We start from the raw sequence: 16,387 nt of genomic DNA on the forward strand, positions 1-16,387 counted from the left end.
CGCCACCGGCGCGGATCGGGCGGCCGCATGGCCGATATGTCGCTCGCGGGTACCCATAGTGCTTTTAGTGTACCGACAGGCAGGCTCAAAAAACGGGCCGCATGTCCCAAAATCCGTAGACGGCAAAGCGCCCGACGAGCACAAACTGCTCGCCGGGCGCTTTGGTTAGGAGACTATGATTGCCGGGAAAGCCTAGGACAGGTCTGTAAGATTTGAGTCTAGGGTTTTCCAGGTGCCGTAGATTGGGTCGAATGGGGAGCGCCGCGTACTTAAGGTACGCAAGCGACGAATGAGGCCCAAGGTACGGTGGCTGGGAAAGCCTAGGCCAGATCTTCGCCGTTGGAAGCGATTACCTTCTTGTACCAGTCGAAGCTCTTCTTCTTGGAGCGCTTGAGGGTACCGTTGCCGGCGTCGTCGCGGTCCACGTAGATGAAGCCGTAGCGCTTGGACATCTCGCCCGTGCCGGCCGAGACCAGGTCGATCGGACCCCAGGTGGTGTAACCCAGCAGGTCGACGCCGTCCTCGGTCACCGCGTCGCGCATCGCGGCGATGTGCTGGCGCAGGTAATCGATACGGTAGTCGTCGTTGATGGAGCCGTCCTCCTCGACAACATCCTTGGCGCCCAGACCGTTCTCGACCACAAACAGAGGCTTCTGATAGCGGTCGTACAGGTCGTTGAGGGTAATGCGGAAGCCTAGCGGATCGATGGCCCAGCCCCACTGGCTCTGCTGCAGGTAGGGGTTCTTGGCACCGGCGAAGGCGTTGCCCTGGGTCTTCTCGACGTCGGGATTGTCAGCGCCCGCGGAGCAGCGGGTGCTGTAGTAGCTAAAGCTGATGAAGTCGACGGTGTTGTCGGCCAGGATCTCGCGGTCCTCGTCGGTCATGCCCACATCGATGCCCAAGCGCTCGAGCTTCTTGACGGCATAGGCCGGGTAATAGCCACGGCTCTGGACGTCGACGAAGAAGTAGTTGTCCTGGTTGTCGAGCTGGGCCTGGCGCACATCGCCCGGGCGACAGCTGTAGGGGTAGTAGGTGCCGGCAGCGAGCATGCAGCCAATCTTGACCTCGGGGTCGATCTCGTGGGCGATCTTGGTGGCCCAAGCGCTGGCGACGAGCTCGTTGTGGGCGGCCAGATACTCGACGGCCTCCCTGTTCTCGCCCTCCTCAAAAACCAGGCCGGCACCCATAAACGGCAGGTGCAGGATCATGTTGATCTCGTTAAAGGTGAGCCAATACTTCACCAGGCCCTTGTAGCGGGTGAAGATCGTAGTCGCAAGGTTCTTGTAGAAGTCGATGAGCTTGCGGTTGCGCCAGCCGCCGTATTCCTTGATGAGGTGAATCGGGCAGTCGAAGTGCGTGATGGTCACGAGCGGCTCGATGCCGTACTTTTGGCACTCGCGGAACACATCTTCATAGAAAGCCAGGCCGGCCTCGTTGGGCTCAGCCTCGTCACCGTTGGGGAAGATGCGGGTCCATGCCAGGCTCATGCGGAAGGTCTTAAAGCCCATCTCGGCGAAGAGGGCGATGTCCTCCTTGTAGTGATGGTAGAAATCGATGCCGGTCTGCGCGGGATAGTAGTAGCCATCCTCGAAGTCGAGCATCTTACGCTGGCCGGAGACCACCGCGTAGCGCTCAGCGCCGTGCGGCGCCACGTCCACGTTAGCCAAGCCGCGACCGTCCACGTCGTAGGCACCCTCGCACTGGTTGGCAGCCGTCGCGCCGCCCCACAGGAAGTCTTTACGGAAAGCCATACATCGATCCTTTCACACGCTGCTTGTCGTGGTTTCAGTATCCCCGTAAACGGGGCGCCACCCAACGACAACAACGCAGGTCGACACTTCTTTTCGCACGCAGGCGCCCAGCAGCCGCCCGAGCCTGACACTTTCTGATACCCAACCACCAAAAAGAGGACAGGCACCTTTGTGGTGGTTTGGACCCGAGAGATAGTCCGCTCCGCCGGTTTGTCTCAATCTGTAACAGTTAGACCGTTAAAACCGAGCCTGGTGTTACAGATCGAGATTTTCGGGCAGCCCCCTGCAGTTTGTCTCGTTCTGTAACAGGAAAAGACGATTTAGCCTGCTAGATGTTACAGAACGAGACAGAAGGTCCCGGTCTTCGTTGATGTCGAGGTTCTTTTCGATGAGCCCCATTACAGTCAGAAATGAGCTATTCGATACCCCGTTGATGCATTTCCCCGGTGTCGGATACGATTCAAGCAAGCCCGAAAGGGCCGCCGATCGGGCGCCCGCGTACGGCCGTCTGCCCCTGCCCCGTAGAGGGCCCGGGGGGTGTTGCCGACGCGGGCGTCGCCGTTTCAGACGACTGATAGGAAACTGCCGGACCTCAGGGAAGATGGCCACAGCCAGGTAATGTGGGTGTCGCGGGAAACGGCTTCCGATCGACCGACGATTGGAGGATACCATGGCCGATAACGCAGCGCCCGCGAGGAGAGCCGTCCTCGGGCTCGACGTCGGGAAGGCCTCCCACTGGGCCTGCATGCTCACCCGGGACGGGGAGGTCGCCGTCAACCGCCCCGTCGCGAACTCCGAGCATGAGCTCGACAGACTGTTCTCGCAGGTCGAAGAGGGGACCCTAGTCGTCGTGGACCAGGTCCGCAACATCGGCGCCCTGCCCATATCCAGGGCCAGGAGGGCCGGGCTCGACGTCGCCTACCTGCCCGGCATCGCGGCACATCAGGCCTCCAGGATGTTCGCCGGCGACGCCAAGACCGACGAGCGAGACGCCCACGTGATCGCCAGGACCGCCATGGGCCTGCCCGACGCGCTGCTGCCGGTCCCGGAACGCGACGGGAGCCTCGAGGCCGCGAGGTCGCTCGCCTCGCAGCGCGACCACATGGTGACGTGCGCCACGAGGGACAAGAACCGGCTGCGCTCCATCCTCTTGGAATCCTGCCCGGCGTTCGAGGCCCTGGTGGACCCCTCGGACCCGAAGTGGCTGCGTGTCCTCGCCCGCCTCGGCGGCGCCTGGGGCGTGGCGGACGCGGGGAGGGCGTCGTTCTCCGCGCTCATGCGGGGCGCGGGCGGACCGGCGCGCACGGACGCCTGGACGGCGATAACCTCATCGACGAGGCCTCCCGAGGTCATGGTGAGGGCCGAGAACCCGCAGGTGAAGATGCTTGCAAGGCGTATATCGGAGGCGATGGAGGAGGCATCGCGCCTCGACGCCGAGATCGCGTCCCTGCTCGAGTCGGACGACACCTACGCGTGCCTGCTGACGATCCCTGGCATCGGCCCGAGGACGGCGTCGGAGCTGACGATAGCGATCGACATATCGTCGTTTCCCGACCACGACCACCTGGCCTCGTACTGCGGCATCGCCCCGAGGAACCGCAGGTCCGGGACCTCGATAGCGTCGGTGGCGGCGTCGAGGCAGGGAAACAAGAGGCTGAAGAACCTGCTCATATTCTCATGCAACTCGCTGACGAGGAGCGCGAACAGGTTCGGCGAGTACTACCGCGCGTGCAGGGGCCGCGGGATGTGCCACGGCGAGGCGCTGAAGGCGGTCGCGAGGAAGAGGCTGAAGGTAATCTACGCGGTCATGCGGGACAAGGCCCCCTACGCGGCCTAGCCCCGCAAAAATGAAAGAGAGCTGCCGCGCCGATGGGCTGGCGCCAGCATGGAGAGAATCTAGGTAGCTCAACGGAGAAAACCGTTGACAAAACTATAGGAACACCCCCCTGAAGCCGCCCTCGACCAGTAGTCAATTTGACTGAATAGGAAAAAAAGGAAAAAATAGGAAAAAAAGGAAAGGAGACTTATGACTGAAACCATCTTCTCCCCTTCATTTGGAAATCGCCCATCCTATCTCGTTGGGCGAGGAAATGTAATTTCAACATTCATCTCCGGCCTTGAACAGGAGCCGGGCAATCGAGACCGCGCCATGCTCATGCTCGGCCAGCGAGGAAGCGGCAAGACGGTTCTCCTGTGGGAGCTCGCCGATCGCGCTCGCAAGCTTGGCTTCGTCGTCGCCACGCCCACCGTTGCCTCCGAGGACATGCTCGAGCGCATTGTTGAAAAAATCCAAGAGGCGGGCGAGCCCTATGCCAACAAACGCCATCTCCCTAAACTCACGGGCGGCAGCCTGAGCGTCTTCGGTTTCTCAGCCGGCCTTGAGTTCACGCACGATGTGCAGGAAACCAAGAGTTTCCAGTTCAAGCTCACGCAACTGGCGCGCAAACTAACCGAGCAAGGACATGGCATCCTCATCCTCATCGATGAGCTTCAGGCTAATTCGCCCGAGATCAGACAACTTGTCACCGCTTATCAAGAACTCGTCGGCGAGAGACTCAACGTCGCACTCGTTATGGCGGGCCTTCCGGGAGCGGTCTCGGCGACGCTCAATGACCGCGTGCTGACGTTTCTCAACCGCGCTCGCAAAGTCACACTCGAACCGCTTTCAGTCGGAGACGTCGACACCTATTACCAGCGGGCTTTCGAAGAACTCGACCTTGATATCCCAAGCGATCTTCGACTAGATGCCGCTCGCGCAACCCAGGGCTCGCCCTACATGTTGCAGCTCATCGGTTACAACATCGCCAATCGTTGCCAGGCAGGAGAACGCGCAACACGAGAGCTAGTCGACGGAGCCATCGAGGCGTCAAAGGTCGATTTCGAAAACGATGTGTGCGAGACGACGCTCGCCGCGCTCTCGGACCAAGACGTTGCGTTTCTTGCCGCAATGGCGGATGACGAAGACACCGTGTCGCGCATTTCTGATGTAGCCGAGCGCATGTCGGTCACACCCGACTACGCACAAAAGTATCGCCGGCGCCTTATCGACGCCGGCGTAATCGAACAGGCCCGCCGCGGGTACGTGCGCTTCGCCGTTCCCTATATGGCTGACTACCTGCGAAGTCAGCTGTAGCCGCAGACAAACCACCACAAAGGGGGCAGGCACCTTTGTGGTGGTTCGGGCCGGTTTGTCTTGATCTGTAACAGGAAGAGACGATTTTGCCTGCTAGATGTTACAGATTGAGACAATACCCTAGTCGCAGGTGATGTCGAGGTTCTTGCCGATGAGGCCTACGTAGCCGCCTTCGGCTGCTTTGGGGCTATCGGCGTGGCAGAGGACCCACTTGTCGGCCTTCCAGTAGCAGTAGCTATCACCGGCGGCGGGCATATCGGCTGCGGCCTCGGGGCGCGGGCCGTTGGTGCCGGCGGGCAGCGCGACCATCACTTGGAAGCCGTCGTCGTCGACCATACACGGCGTGTAGTGGAGCGTCGTGGCGTAGACCTCGACGAGCGTGCCGGCCGGCGCGCGGAAGGCCTTGACCCGCGCGGTGTCGAGCTTGCCGTCGACGATCTGCTCGCGCTTGGCCAGCAGCAGGATAAAGTCGCGGGCACCCAGGTTGAACTCGCTGGCGCGGTGATACTCCAGGCAGTTGAGCTTCGTGTTGTGGCCGTTGCACCAGCCCAGCTGGAAGGGGCGGCCGCCGTACATGAGCAGACCGAGCGTATCGGCGCCTTCGACCTGCTCCAGCTCGGGCGCGGAGGCCACATACTTGCTACCCTCGGGGATGGGCGTGGCGGAAAGCGCCTCGACGAGCGGGGCGGCCAGGCTCGAGGGTACGTCGTCCCACACGCGGCCGTAGGACTTGAACTCGGGATCGGTAACAGAGTAGATATGCATGTTCGCTCCTGTTCGTAAATGTGACTATATAAACATTCTAGAACATTAGCCGTCTTTTGATGGAGTCAATACCGCAAACAACACGCACCAGAGTCACATGGGCAAAAGGGCGGCGTGTATTTTACTTAGCCGAGATAGCCCTTAAGGAACTCAATGACACCCGAGCACCAGTGATCAGTTTCCGGCGCATGAGGTTTCATTAACGCATGTCCTCCTTCTGGATACACAATCTCCTCGTGGTGCACCCCAGCCGCATCCAGTGCGTCAACCATCTTTCCGAGATTGCCGGGCGATACGACATCATCGTCGGCGCATTGCCAAAGATATGTCGGCGGATACCGTTCCCACACATGTTGATCAATGCAGAAATCATCAATCGCATCGTGCCCAGCTCCACCGCACACCGAATCAAGAAATCTATGGTCTGACGCACATTCGGACTCATGAAGGTCAATCGGGGCGTAACACAGAACCAAAGCTTTTGGCGGCTCGCATCCGTAAGATGCAAACCCCTTGTTATCCGTCCCCCACTCGGCGGTCAAATGCGCGCCAGCGGAAAAACCGATAACCGCATATTTTTTGTCCACATTAAATCGCGTTGAATTCTCGAGGACAAAACGGACTGCGCGATTAAGGTCATCGATCGGACGCGGCATCAGCGGCTCGACCCTCACCCTGTATGACAACACAAACACGTTATAGCCCGCATCGTTGAGCTCGGGAGCAACGGGAAAACCTTCCATTTGGTGACAAACGCTCTGATAGCCCCCACCCGAAATCGCGATAACGAATGGCGCCCCCGGTCGCCCCGGAAAGAAAAACAGCTTTGCGTTGCGCCGGGTCGGATCGCGAATACAATCGGCTTCATCCCAAATATCGTATGCAACCTGCCTCCCGTCATCCGCAAGCTCAACAATCCGATTCAACCCGCGCAGAACACGAGTAACTTCATACGGATTAGTGTCGGAATTCAAATGGGCCGCGATGGGCTTATTCCACATGCGCTCCCAAGTTGAAGGTCGGCAAAGCATGAGATGCTCACCGAACCCAGCGAACTCAGGAAGAAGTGCGATTTCTCCAAATGTCATATCGGCAGTAATTGTCATAACCAGTCACTCCAAAAACGAGGTGGGCTCGCGCAGATCAATCGCAAGCCCACCATATGCAATCTGCCGCGGGGTTTTCAGCAGCTTACATTCCGAATAATTGTCTATTCCGCCGACGTGTCTGCATCAGGGCGATACATGATGTAGACGAGGACGAAGGTAAGAATAAAACCAACGACATTGCAAAGGATCGCACCAATAAGGCTGCTCATATCACCGGAAGGATTCATGTAGCCGGGGAAGCTGAAAATACCACTCGACGTCATAACAAACGTGCGGGTATTGAAGATAGCCGGGATAACAGCGCTAATTGCACCAGAAATCATGGAAGCGACGATGATCTTCTTGTGCTCCAAAACTATGCCGTACAGGGCAGGTTCTGTAATTCCGCACAGGCTCGTAATGGCACAGCTGAATCCAAGGCTCTTTTCGCTCGGATCCTTCGAGCGGAAAGCAAACGCCAAGCAAGCGCCGACGACACCCATGCTACCGCAAAGAAGTCCAAGGATAGGGTCGGAACCGACGGTCATAATATTGTTGATGGAGATCACAATGAGGGCCCAATGAAGTCCAAGAGGAATCATGACGAGGCCAAATATCGGTCCAAGAATAACGCCGCAAAGAATGGGGCTGAACTGATAGACCGCCAGTACGGCAGTCGCAAGCAAGGAGCTCGCCTGTTGGATAACCGGGCCAACCACAAGAAGCGAGATGGGGGCAGCAATAGCAACTGTCAGGAACGGAACGAGTGCAAATGCCAAAGCATCGGGAAGAACCGCACGCAGCCACTTATAAAGAACGGATGCGAACCAAGCCGCCACGATAGCGGGAAACACCGTCGAGGCATAGCTCACCATCGTGAACTTCATGCCGAACAAATCCAGCGCATCACCAGCTCCAGCTGCGGCAACAAAAGTCGGGTAAAGCAGGATTGCACCGAGCACCGCACCGATATATTGATCGATTCCAAAGAATTTGGCCGCAGACGATCCGACGAGAACGGGCAAGAAATACATGCTGGCGTTTCCCATGCCGTACAGCAGGGTATAAATTCCGCTCTCAGCGGAAACGACACCTGCCGTCGTCAGGATACTAAGGACGGCGTTTATCATTCCGCATGCAATCAAGGCGGGAAGAACGGGCATCATGATGCCGCTGATCAGCTTCATCAGCTTTCCCAGAAAACCTTTGGTCTCGCCTTCATCTGCCGCGGACTTCCCGGTGTCAACCCCGGTTTCCTTTGCAACGATTTCGTAGACCTTATCGACCTTGGGCCCCACAATCACTTGGTATTGCCCTGCTGAATGGCGAATATCGATCACACCATCGATTGCCTTGACTTTTGCATCATCTACGATGCTTTCGTCCTTAAGATTGAACCTTAAACGAGTCATGCAGTGGGCTACAAATGTAACGTTTTCTGTACCGCCCACCATCTCGAGAATCTCGGCAGCGAGCTTGGTTGTATCTGCCATAAATACCATTTCTCCCATGTTGTGTTTTATATGTAACCATCGGCAAAGCGCGCGCCTTCGCCGACCAATTACCTAGCTTTCGATGCGATTCGATTGATATGCATCATCAGATAGAGTCTTTCTTCGTCTATAAGTTCTTGGCCCGTCAGCCGGCTGAGAACAGAAGCGATGTCATCGGCGCACGCCGATGCCACCGGATATTCATCTTTGAGCGAGAGATACATCTTGCGGTTGTCGCTTACGATACTTTCGCCAGAGTTCAACCTATTGAATAGGTACTGAAGGTGGGTTGCGAACCTTGCATAATCGAAGCCCTCCCGATCAACTTGAATACCAAGCCGTCTTTCAACAGCAATAGTTGATTCTTCGAGAACGCGATCGTAAACGTCCGTGCCAAACTCTTCAGCCAGCTCACATGAATCCGAATCGGCCATGTTATTGATAAACGCCATGGCAATTCCAACTGTCTCATGAGCGGGAAGCCTAACATTGAGACGTTTCCTGATTATTCGAAGCGCGTACTCGCCGATTTTGAATTCGACGGGATATTGTTGGCGAACATCAAAAGACAAGGGCATATGGACAACAATGTTTTGCTCCTTGCGCTTAATTGCATACGCGATATGGTCCGCAAGAATAAACGGCAAATTAGGGCTTACTTCATAGGGAAGCAGTCCTGTCGACATATCAATAACATCCGAGGTCAGCTCGAGAAGTTCATCCGAGACTTCATCAATGAGAGCGATGTAGCGGGAACTGCGTTATAGAACGTTCGTTGAATCTCCGAGAGCGGTAATTCATCGCCAACGTCCTTAAACCCCAGGCCACGCCCGAATGCCACCAGCTGCCTGCCATTTCCGTCGATGCAGAGGACAGCGCTGGTGTTAATTCGTTTAACGATTTCCATGTGTCCCCCTTAAACAAAACAAGGCTCCCGAAGCAGAATCCGACAATCAATGTCGACAGATGCTGCTTCAGGAGCCTTGCCTGAATATCACTCTGGTTGCCAGTTTAAGCGAAACACCGTAAATGACCTCGTGTAAACATTACTAAACAGTCAAACGGTCGATATCTCCATGTGAACGGTTTAGAAGCAGAAGGCAATCCTTACGCCTGCTGGTAGTGCAGGTGCTTCTCGTCGATATCGGCCAGGTCGCGGTCGAGGTAGCGGCGCGCGAGCCAGTTTGCCATGGGAAGGTTCTGGTCCAGGTAGTTGCCGCACTCCTCGGGAGCGGCACCGGGGACATCGCCCTCAAAGTCGGCGACGAACTCAAAGAGCTCGCGCACGAGCGGCAGGATCTCCTCGCTCGTCACCTCGCCAAACACGACCAGGTAAAAGCCCGTGCGGCAGCCCATGGGGCCAAAGTAAACGATACGGCTCGACCACTCGGCATGATTGCGAAGGAAGGTCGCACCCAGGTGCTCGATGGTGTGGCACTCAGCCGTGTTCATGACCGGCTCTTTATTGGGCGTGGTCAGACGCAGGTCAAAGGTGGTGACGGCAGCGCCGGTCGCCGGATCGCGGTCGATGCGACTCACGTATACGCCGGGCTCAAGCAGCAGATGATCGACAGAAAAGCTCGCAATGCGCTCCATGGCAGATCCTCTCGATAGTCAATTTGGGACGGGGCTCTTTTAGCTGGTTGGAATGGTCGCACCAATCATACCAGTCAAAAAAGCCCCATTACAGTTTGAGTCGTCCGAAAGGGCGGCTCTTTTCCGTTGCATGGTTATACGATTGAGCCGTACCGGTGGTCGCTGGCCGACCGCCCCGGACGGCCGTCAGGCCCTGCCCCGTAGAGGGCCCGGGACGTGTTGCCGCCGGGGCGGGAGGGGCCGCGGGGAACGACTGATAGAGATGTGCCGGGCCCGGACCGGGCCACGGCCGGGTAATGTGGGTGTCGCTTCCGCGGCTTACGGCCGGCTCAAGGGAGAGGATACACCATGCCTGCAGCAGAGACGCCCGTGGCCTACCTGGGGATCGACGTCGGGAAGAGCTCGCACAGCGCGTGCGCGCTCGATGCGGGAGGGGGCGTCGCCTTCAGGGCCGAGCTGGCCAACAGGCCCGACGACATCGACCGGGTGCTCGAGCGGGCCGGCTCCGGCGCGCTGGTCGTCGTCGACCAGAAGCGAAACATCGGCGCGCTGGTCCTCGCGCGCGCCCATGCGCACGGGAACCCCTGCGCCTACCTGCCCGGATATGCCGAGAAGCAGGCCCGCGGGATGTTCCCCGGCATCGCGAAGACCGACGCCATCGACGCCGAGGTGATCGCGCGCACCGCGCTCGGCGTGCCCCGCGCCCTCAGGCCGGCGCCCGAGGAGCCCGAGGGGACCGCCTCGCTGCGGATCCTGTCGTCGCAGCGCGAGTTCGCGTCGTCCGCCAGGACCCGCGCGAAGAACAGGCTGCGCGCGACCCTGCTCGAGGCCGACCCCGCACTCGAGGGCGCGGTCGACCCGTCGAGCCGCTGGCAGGTGTCGATGCTGGCCGAGTTCGGCGGGGCCGCCGGGTGCTCGGCCGCCGGCTGGCGCAGGTTCTCGAGCGCCGCCAGGCGCGCGGGCGCCCCCGCCGCGGGGGCCAGGAGGCTCTGGGAGGCGCTGCTGGCCTCGTCGCGCTCGGGAAGGCGGCTCCCGGCCGGCGAGGACGTCGCGGTCCGGATACTCGCCCGGGAGATAGCCTCCCTCGACGCCGACATCGAGGAGCTCGACTCGCTCGTGGCCGACTCGCTGGCGGGCGACGAGGTCTACGAGTGCCTCCTCACGGTGCCCGGGATCGGCCCCAAGACCGCCGCGGCGCTGGTGACGTCGATCGACATATCCGCGTTCAGGGGGCACGACGAGCTCGCGAGCTATTGCGGCGTGGCGCCGTCCGATAGGCGCTCCGGGAGCAGCATCAGGTCGACATCGCCGCAGCACGGCGGGAACAGGCAGCTCAAGAACCTGCTCATATTCAGCTGCAACTCCCTCATCGGCACGGACAACAGGTTCGGGAGGTACTACGGGGAGTGCAGGGCGAGGGGGATGAGGCACAGCAAGGCGCTGAAGGCGGTCGCGAGGAAGAGGCTCAAGGTCATCTACGCGATCATGCGCGACGCCGTCCCGTACGCGGCCTAGCGGGCGGCGGGATCAACCGAAGGGGAAGCGGGGGCGCCGGGCGCCCGGATGCGTCATGCCGAAATGGCGCGAAGCACGCGGTTGACAAAACTATAGAGACACGTCCCAAATTGACTACCTGGGACGAGGACCGATGATTATTTGATCCCCGTCCCAGAAAAATCATGCTAGGCGGTGTACGAGATAGTCGCGGCCACCGCATGGCGCCAGCCGCCGATCTTTTTGGCTCGCTCGTCGGCGGGCATCGAGGGCTCCACGATGCCGCGAGCACCGTACACGTCGACCACGTCGCGCGTGTACATGCCCAGCGCAATGCCGCAGGCCCAAGCCGCACCCAGGCCGCTCATCTCGTCGTTGCTCGCAATGCGGATGGGCGAGCCCACAAGATCGCTCTCAAACTGCATCAGGTACGCGTCGCGCGTGGGACCGCCGTCAACACGAAGCTCGGCCAGCGCCGCGCCCGAATCCTCGACCATCGCATCGATGACGTCGAAGATCTGATAGGCAATCGACTCATCGGCGGCCTTTACGAACTCCGCGCGGCCCGTGGTGCGTGTCATGCCAAAAACGCAGCCCTCGGCGTCACTCGCCCAGTGCGGCGCGCCCAAGCCGGTAAACGCCGGCACAAAGTAAACGCGGCTCGCCGGATTGGCGGCATAGCACAGGTCGGTGACTTCCTCGGGATTGTTGATGAGCTCCAGGTCGTCGCGCAGCCACGTCTTGACGGCGCCGGCGTAGCTCACGTTGCCCTCGAGCACATACTCGGTCACACCGTCCATACGCCACGCAAGCGAGCTCGAAAGCCCGTGCGAGCTGGCAACGAACTCGTCGCCGACGTTCATCATGACCGAGCTGCCGGTGCCATAGGTCGCCTTGGCCATGCCGCGGCTATGGCAGCCCTGGGCAAACAAGGCGGCATGGCTGTCGCCGAGCACGCCGTGAATGGGCACGGGCGCCGGCAAAAAGCCGCCCAGGTCCGTCATGCCGAACAGGCCATCGGAATCGGTCACCTGCGGCAGGCAAGCCGAATCGACGCCAAAGGCCTCGCACACCGGCTCGCTCCAGCAGCCACGGCGCAGGTCGAAGAGCTGCGTGCGGCTGGCATTGGACCAGTCGCAGCGGAACTCCGCGCCGCCCGTGAGCGTCCAGACCACCCAGGCATCGATGGTGCCCAGACACAGCTCACCTGCCGCCGCGGCCTCGGCAGCCGTGGGAACGTTCGCGAGAATCCAAGCCATCTTGCCCGCCGGATAGTAGGGCGAGAGTACCAGGCCCGTCGTGTCGCGCACCAGCTCGGCCACGCCCTCGCGCGCGGCCAGCTCGTCGCACAGCTCACGGGCGCGGGCGCACTGCCACACCACGGCGTCGCACAGTGGCTCGCCCGTCGTGCGCCTCCAGGCAACAGTAGTCTCGCGCTGGTTGGAGATGCCGATGCCGGCAACGTCGGCCGGATCGACCCCGGTCTCCTCCACCACGGCGCGCGCCACGGCCAGCACGTTGGCGGCGATCTCGGCTGGATCATGGCTCACCCAGCCAGCCTCGTTAACAATCTGGCGATGTGGGCGATCGGCACGATGAATCAAATGGCCGCCCTCGTCCACCAGCAGCGCCTTGGTGCCCTGCGTGGATTGATCGATTCCGATGATGTATTTGCTCATGTACTCTCCTGTCTCCCCCGTCGATTCAAAAACTAAAACCCGACGGACAAGGAGCGAGCGGCCGTCAAGTGCCGCAGATTGCCGTGAAAGAGGAGCGCCGCGTACTCTGTGTACGCAAGCGACGGTTTGAACGGCAAGGTGCGGTGCTTGGCGGCCGCGCAGCGTCTGTTTCTACTAGTTGCCGAGGAACTCGGCAACGGTCTTTGCGATTCCCTCGCCCGTCAGGCCGTAGTGCGCAAAGACCTCGGGGCTCGTGCCGGTGATGACCGGCGCGTCGGGCAGGGAGAGGCACTTGACCGGACGCGGGCAGTGCTCACCCACGACCTGCGCGACCATGGAACCCAGGCCGCCGAAGGGGCTGTGCTCTTCGACGGTCACGACGGCGCGCGTGGCACCGGCGGCCTCGATCACGGCCTCGGCGTCAAGCGGCTTGACGCAATACATGTCGAGCACCGTCGCCGAGATGCCCTGCTCGGCCAGCAGGTCGGCAGCGTCCACGGCATGGCGGACCATCTCACCGGTGGCGACGAGCGTCACATCGGTGCCGCGACGCACCCAGGTGGCGCGATCCATCTGGAACGGACACTCGTCCTCGGTATACACGTCCTCGACCGGGTTGCGCCCCACGCGGATGTAGGCCGGCTTGTTGTCGGCTACCAGGGCGCGCACGAGCTCAGCGGTCTGGAAGCGGTCACTCGGCAGATATACGCGCATGTTGGGAATCGCGCTCATAGCGGCGATATCCTGCGCAGAGTGGTGGCTCATGCCCAGGGCACCATAGGACACGCCGCCCGAGATGCCGATGAGCTTGACGTTGGTGTTGGAGTACGAAACGTCGACCTTGCACTGCTCATACGAACGCGTGGTCACAAAGGACGCCGGCGAGGCGGCCCAGGCCTTCTTGCCGCACGAGGCCATGCCGGCGGCGATGCTCACCAGGTCCTGCTCGGCAATGCCGACCTCAATGGACTGCTGGGGATACTGATCGAAGAACGGCGTGAGCGATGCGGAGCCGCGGGAGTCGGAGCACAGGACGACGATGTCCTTGTCAGTTGCGGCGGCCTCGAGCAGCGTGTCGCAGATAACCTTGCGGTTGGCGATCTTGTTAGCCATTGATAGCCTCCTTATGGGCAGCGAAATCGGCGATGATCTGGGCATATTCCTCATCGTTGGGCAGGTGATGATGCCAGGCGGCCTTGTCCTCCATAACCGGCGAGCCGTAGCCCTTCACCGTGTTGAGGATGATGACCGTGGGCTTACCCTTGGTCTCGGCGGCCAGCGTCAGCGCGGCATCGATGGCCTGGACGTCGTTGCCCGGAATGGACAGCACGTTCCAACCGAAGGCGGCCCAGCGCTCCTCCTGCGAATCCTGCTTCATGACGTCCTCGGTGCTACCGCTGATCTGCAGGCGGTTGCGGTCCACGAGCGCGCACAGGTTATCGAGCTGGTAGTTGCCGCCGCTCATGGCGCCTTCCCAGACCGAGCCCTCGGCAAGTTCGCCATCGCCCATGATGGTGTAGACGCGGTAGTCGCGGCCGTCCATCTTGCCGGCGAGCGCCATGCCCACGGCAACGGGCAGGCCGTGGCCCAGCGAGCCGGAGTTCATCTCGATGCCCTTGAGCTTGTTGTTGGGATGGCCGATGTAGGGGCTGCCGAACTTGGAGAAGCGGGCCTTGACGTCATCGAGGTCAAGATAGCCCTCGTGGCAGAGCACCGCGTAGTAGGCCTCCATGGCATGGCCTTTGGAAAGCACGAAGCGGTCGCGGTTGGGATCGTCGACGGTCTCGGGCGAAATGTTGAGGTGGTTGGCGTAGAGGGTCATGAGGGCGTCGATCACTGACATGTCGCCGCCGATGTGACCGCCGGCGCCAGCCATGATGATATCGACGCAATCGCGGCGAAGGTCCCAACGCAGGGACTCAAGCTCTTCGATAGTTGCCATTTCTACTCTCCTCGCAGGTAGGCTTTAACGTCTTCTTCGATGGGGTCGTACAGGTCGGGGGCAATGCCAATGTACTTGCACGCCTCGTAGAGCACCGGCACCACGTTGGCGTGAATGGCGACGCAGTGGTGGATGTAGGGACCCTCGACGATCTTGGCCTCGAGGCGCTTGAGGTTGTCGACCTCGACCCACAGGTAGGTGCCCATGCCGGCCGGGCCGTCGATGCCGCGGGCATTGCCCAGCAGCAGCGAGTACTCGCCGTTGTCGCCGTCAAAGCGGGCAAGGGTGAGGTCGCCGTGCTTGGCCTCGGCCGTCAGCGCGCCGGGGTGATCGAAGGCCAGCGGGTAGGTGAGCTTGGGCTTGACGGCCGCGCAGCTGCAGGGCCAGGGGCCGCAATGCTGCAGCAGCTCGCCGTTCTCGTTATCGGGATGGCGCACGGTCCAGTCGGCGAACATGCCGCGGTGACGGCCCAGGTCGGCGGCCTCGACCATCAGCGCGGTGATGGCGCCGTGGATATCGGTCTCGCATACGATAGGAATGCCCATCTCGTTGAGGATGGCGTTGGCGGCGCAGGGCATAATGCCCAGCTCGTCCTGCAGAGCGTTCCAGCACTGAATGGCACCGGCGTTGCAGCCATACTTCTCGACCAAGCGCTTCATGGCGATAGCAAGACCGGCGACCGCGGGGACCTTGTCCTCGGGGATGCAGATCTCAAAGCTGTCGTTGATGTGGGCAAGCATGGCGGCCATGGCCTGCTCGTCGGCCTGGGCGTCGCGCACAGCCTGGACAAGCTCGGTCATGGGGATGGGCGAAAGCTGGATGTTGAACTTCTCGAGCAGCTCGCCCTCGTTGCACATGGTCGACCAGAAGTCGAACGGACGGGTGGCCATCTGCAGAATGCGGGTGTGCTTGAAGGTCTTGACCACGTTGCACACAGCCAAAAAGTCCCAGACGCCGCGCTCGAGCTCGGGGTCGGTCAGGCGGCAGTTGGTCATGTAGGTGAAGGGAACCTGGAAGCGGCGCAGAACCTTGCCGGTGGCGAACAGGCCGCACTGGCTATCGCGCAAACGGGTGCCGTCGGGCTCGGGGCGCTCGTCGCGCGGGCCCCACAGCAGCACGGGCAGACCGAGCTCGCGGGCAAGGCGAGCGCAAACGTACTCGGTACCAAAGTTGGCGTGGCACAGCATAATGCCGTCGACGCCCTCGGCGCGGAACTTCTCGATGATAGGCTCGATATGGCTGTCGTCGAACAGCAGGCCCTCGTCATTGATGTCGTCGATATCCACGATGTCGACGCCGATCTCGCGCAGGCGATCAACCGTCAGGCCGCGATACTTGATCGCGTCCGGCGCGCTAAAGATACTGCGGCGCGTGGGCACAAAACCGAGCTTGATCTTATCCATGTACGTCCTCCCCTAATCACATATTCAGTAAACAGACGCATGT

Annotated in this window: 14 protein-coding genes; 3 read left to right on the forward strand and 11 right to left on the reverse strand. The window is 60.6% G+C overall.

Going from position 1 to position 16,387, the window contains the following annotated elements; genetic code table 11:
• Positions 1–320: 320 nt before the first annotated feature.
• Complete coding sequence (locus tag I1969_RS03615) at positions 321–1,751, reverse strand: 6-phospho-beta-glucosidase (RefSeq protein WP_195232940.1); 1,431 nt, start codon at positions 1,749–1,751, stop codon at positions 321–323.
• 670 nt (positions 1,752–2,421) lie between these two features.
• On the opposite strand from I1969_RS03615, the gene I1969_RS03620 reads away from it, so the two are divergent.
• Entirely contained in the window at positions 2,422–3,588 is a 1,167-nt protein-coding gene (locus I1969_RS03620; RefSeq protein ID WP_195232942.1) for an IS110 family RNA-guided transposase, read from the forward strand.
• A 189-nt stretch (positions 3,589–3,777) separates the two neighbouring features.
• Positions 3,778–4,884 (forward strand): ATP-binding protein, encoded by a 1,107-nt coding sequence (locus I1969_RS03625; RefSeq protein WP_195232944.1) that lies wholly within the window; start codon positions 3,778–3,780, stop codon positions 4,882–4,884.
• Positions 4,885–5,004: 120 nt separating this feature from the next.
• On the opposite strand, the gene I1969_RS03630 is transcribed toward I1969_RS03625, so the two are convergent.
• The 6 genes from I1969_RS03630 to I1969_RS03655 all read right to left on the reverse strand — a co-directional run bounded on the left by I1969_RS03630 (position 5,005) and on the right by I1969_RS03655 (position 9,826).
• A complete protein-coding gene (locus I1969_RS03630) occupies positions 5,005–5,649 on the reverse strand; it encodes a DUF4867 family protein (protein WP_195232946.1) in 645 nt (214 codons plus the stop codon).
• Positions 5,650–5,774: 125 nt separating this feature from the next.
• The gene (locus I1969_RS03635) at positions 5,775–6,755 is read right to left on the reverse strand and encodes an alpha/beta hydrolase (RefSeq protein WP_195232948.1); all 981 of its coding nucleotides are present in this window, start codon (positions 6,753–6,755) and stop codon (positions 5,775–5,777) included.
• 104 nt (positions 6,756–6,859) lie between these two features.
• Positions 6,860–8,230, reverse strand: coding sequence for a PTS transporter subunit EIIC (locus tag I1969_RS03640; RefSeq protein WP_195232950.1), 1,371 nt, complete (start codon positions 8,228–8,230; stop codon positions 6,860–6,862).
• A 68-nt stretch (positions 8,231–8,298) separates the two neighbouring features.
• Entirely contained in the window at positions 8,299–8,916 is a 618-nt protein-coding gene (locus I1969_RS03645) for a PRD domain-containing protein (RefSeq protein ID WP_195232958.1), read from the reverse strand.
• A 17-nt stretch (positions 8,917–8,933) separates the two neighbouring features.
• On the reverse strand, positions 8,934–9,137 hold the full coding sequence (locus I1969_RS03650; RefSeq protein ID WP_195232960.1) for a CAT RNA binding domain-containing protein: 204 nt from the start codon (positions 9,135–9,137) through the stop codon (positions 8,934–8,936).
• 200 nt (positions 9,138–9,337) lie between these two features.
• Positions 9,338–9,826 carry an S-ribosylhomocysteine lyase gene (locus I1969_RS03655; protein WP_117798872.1) on the reverse strand — a complete coding sequence of 163 codons (489 nt, stop codon included), beginning with the start codon at positions 9,824–9,826 and terminating at the stop codon, positions 9,338–9,340.
• Between the two features lie 348 nt (positions 9,827–10,174).
• Between I1969_RS03655 and I1969_RS03660 the strand changes: the two genes are divergently transcribed.
• Entirely contained in the window at positions 10,175–11,341 is a 1,167-nt protein-coding gene (locus tag I1969_RS03660; protein WP_195232962.1) for an IS110 family RNA-guided transposase, read from the forward strand.
• Positions 11,342–11,508: 167 nt separating this feature from the next.
• Here the strand turns inward: I1969_RS03660 and I1969_RS03665 are convergent, their stop codons facing one another.
• The 4 genes from I1969_RS03665 to I1969_RS03680 form a co-directional block, all read right to left on the reverse strand.
• Entirely contained in the window at positions 11,509–12,999 is a 1,491-nt protein-coding gene (locus I1969_RS03665; protein ID WP_195232964.1) for an FGGY family carbohydrate kinase, read from the reverse strand.
• A 174-nt stretch (positions 13,000–13,173) separates the two neighbouring features.
• Positions 13,174–14,112: a transketolase family protein gene (locus tag I1969_RS03670; protein WP_195232966.1), complete on the reverse strand. Its 939-nt coding sequence runs from the start codon at positions 14,110–14,112 to the stop codon at positions 13,174–13,176.
• Positions 14,105–14,941: a transketolase gene (locus I1969_RS03675; RefSeq protein WP_197736868.1), complete on the reverse strand. Its 837-nt coding sequence runs from the start codon at positions 14,939–14,941 to the stop codon at positions 14,105–14,107. The genes I1969_RS03670 and I1969_RS03675 overlap by 8 nt, the downstream gene beginning before the upstream one ends.
• A gap of 2 nt (positions 14,942–14,943) precedes the next feature.
• A complete protein-coding gene (locus tag I1969_RS03680) occupies positions 14,944–16,344 on the reverse strand; it encodes an L-fucose/L-arabinose isomerase family protein (RefSeq protein ID WP_195232968.1) in 1,401 nt (466 codons plus the stop codon).
• Positions 16,345–16,387 lie beyond the last annotated feature (43 nt).

The sequence above is a fragment of the Collinsella aerofaciens genome (assembly GCF_015548375.1).
GTDB lineage: Bacteria > Actinomycetota > Coriobacteriia > Coriobacteriales > Coriobacteriaceae > Collinsella > Collinsella aerofaciens_AB.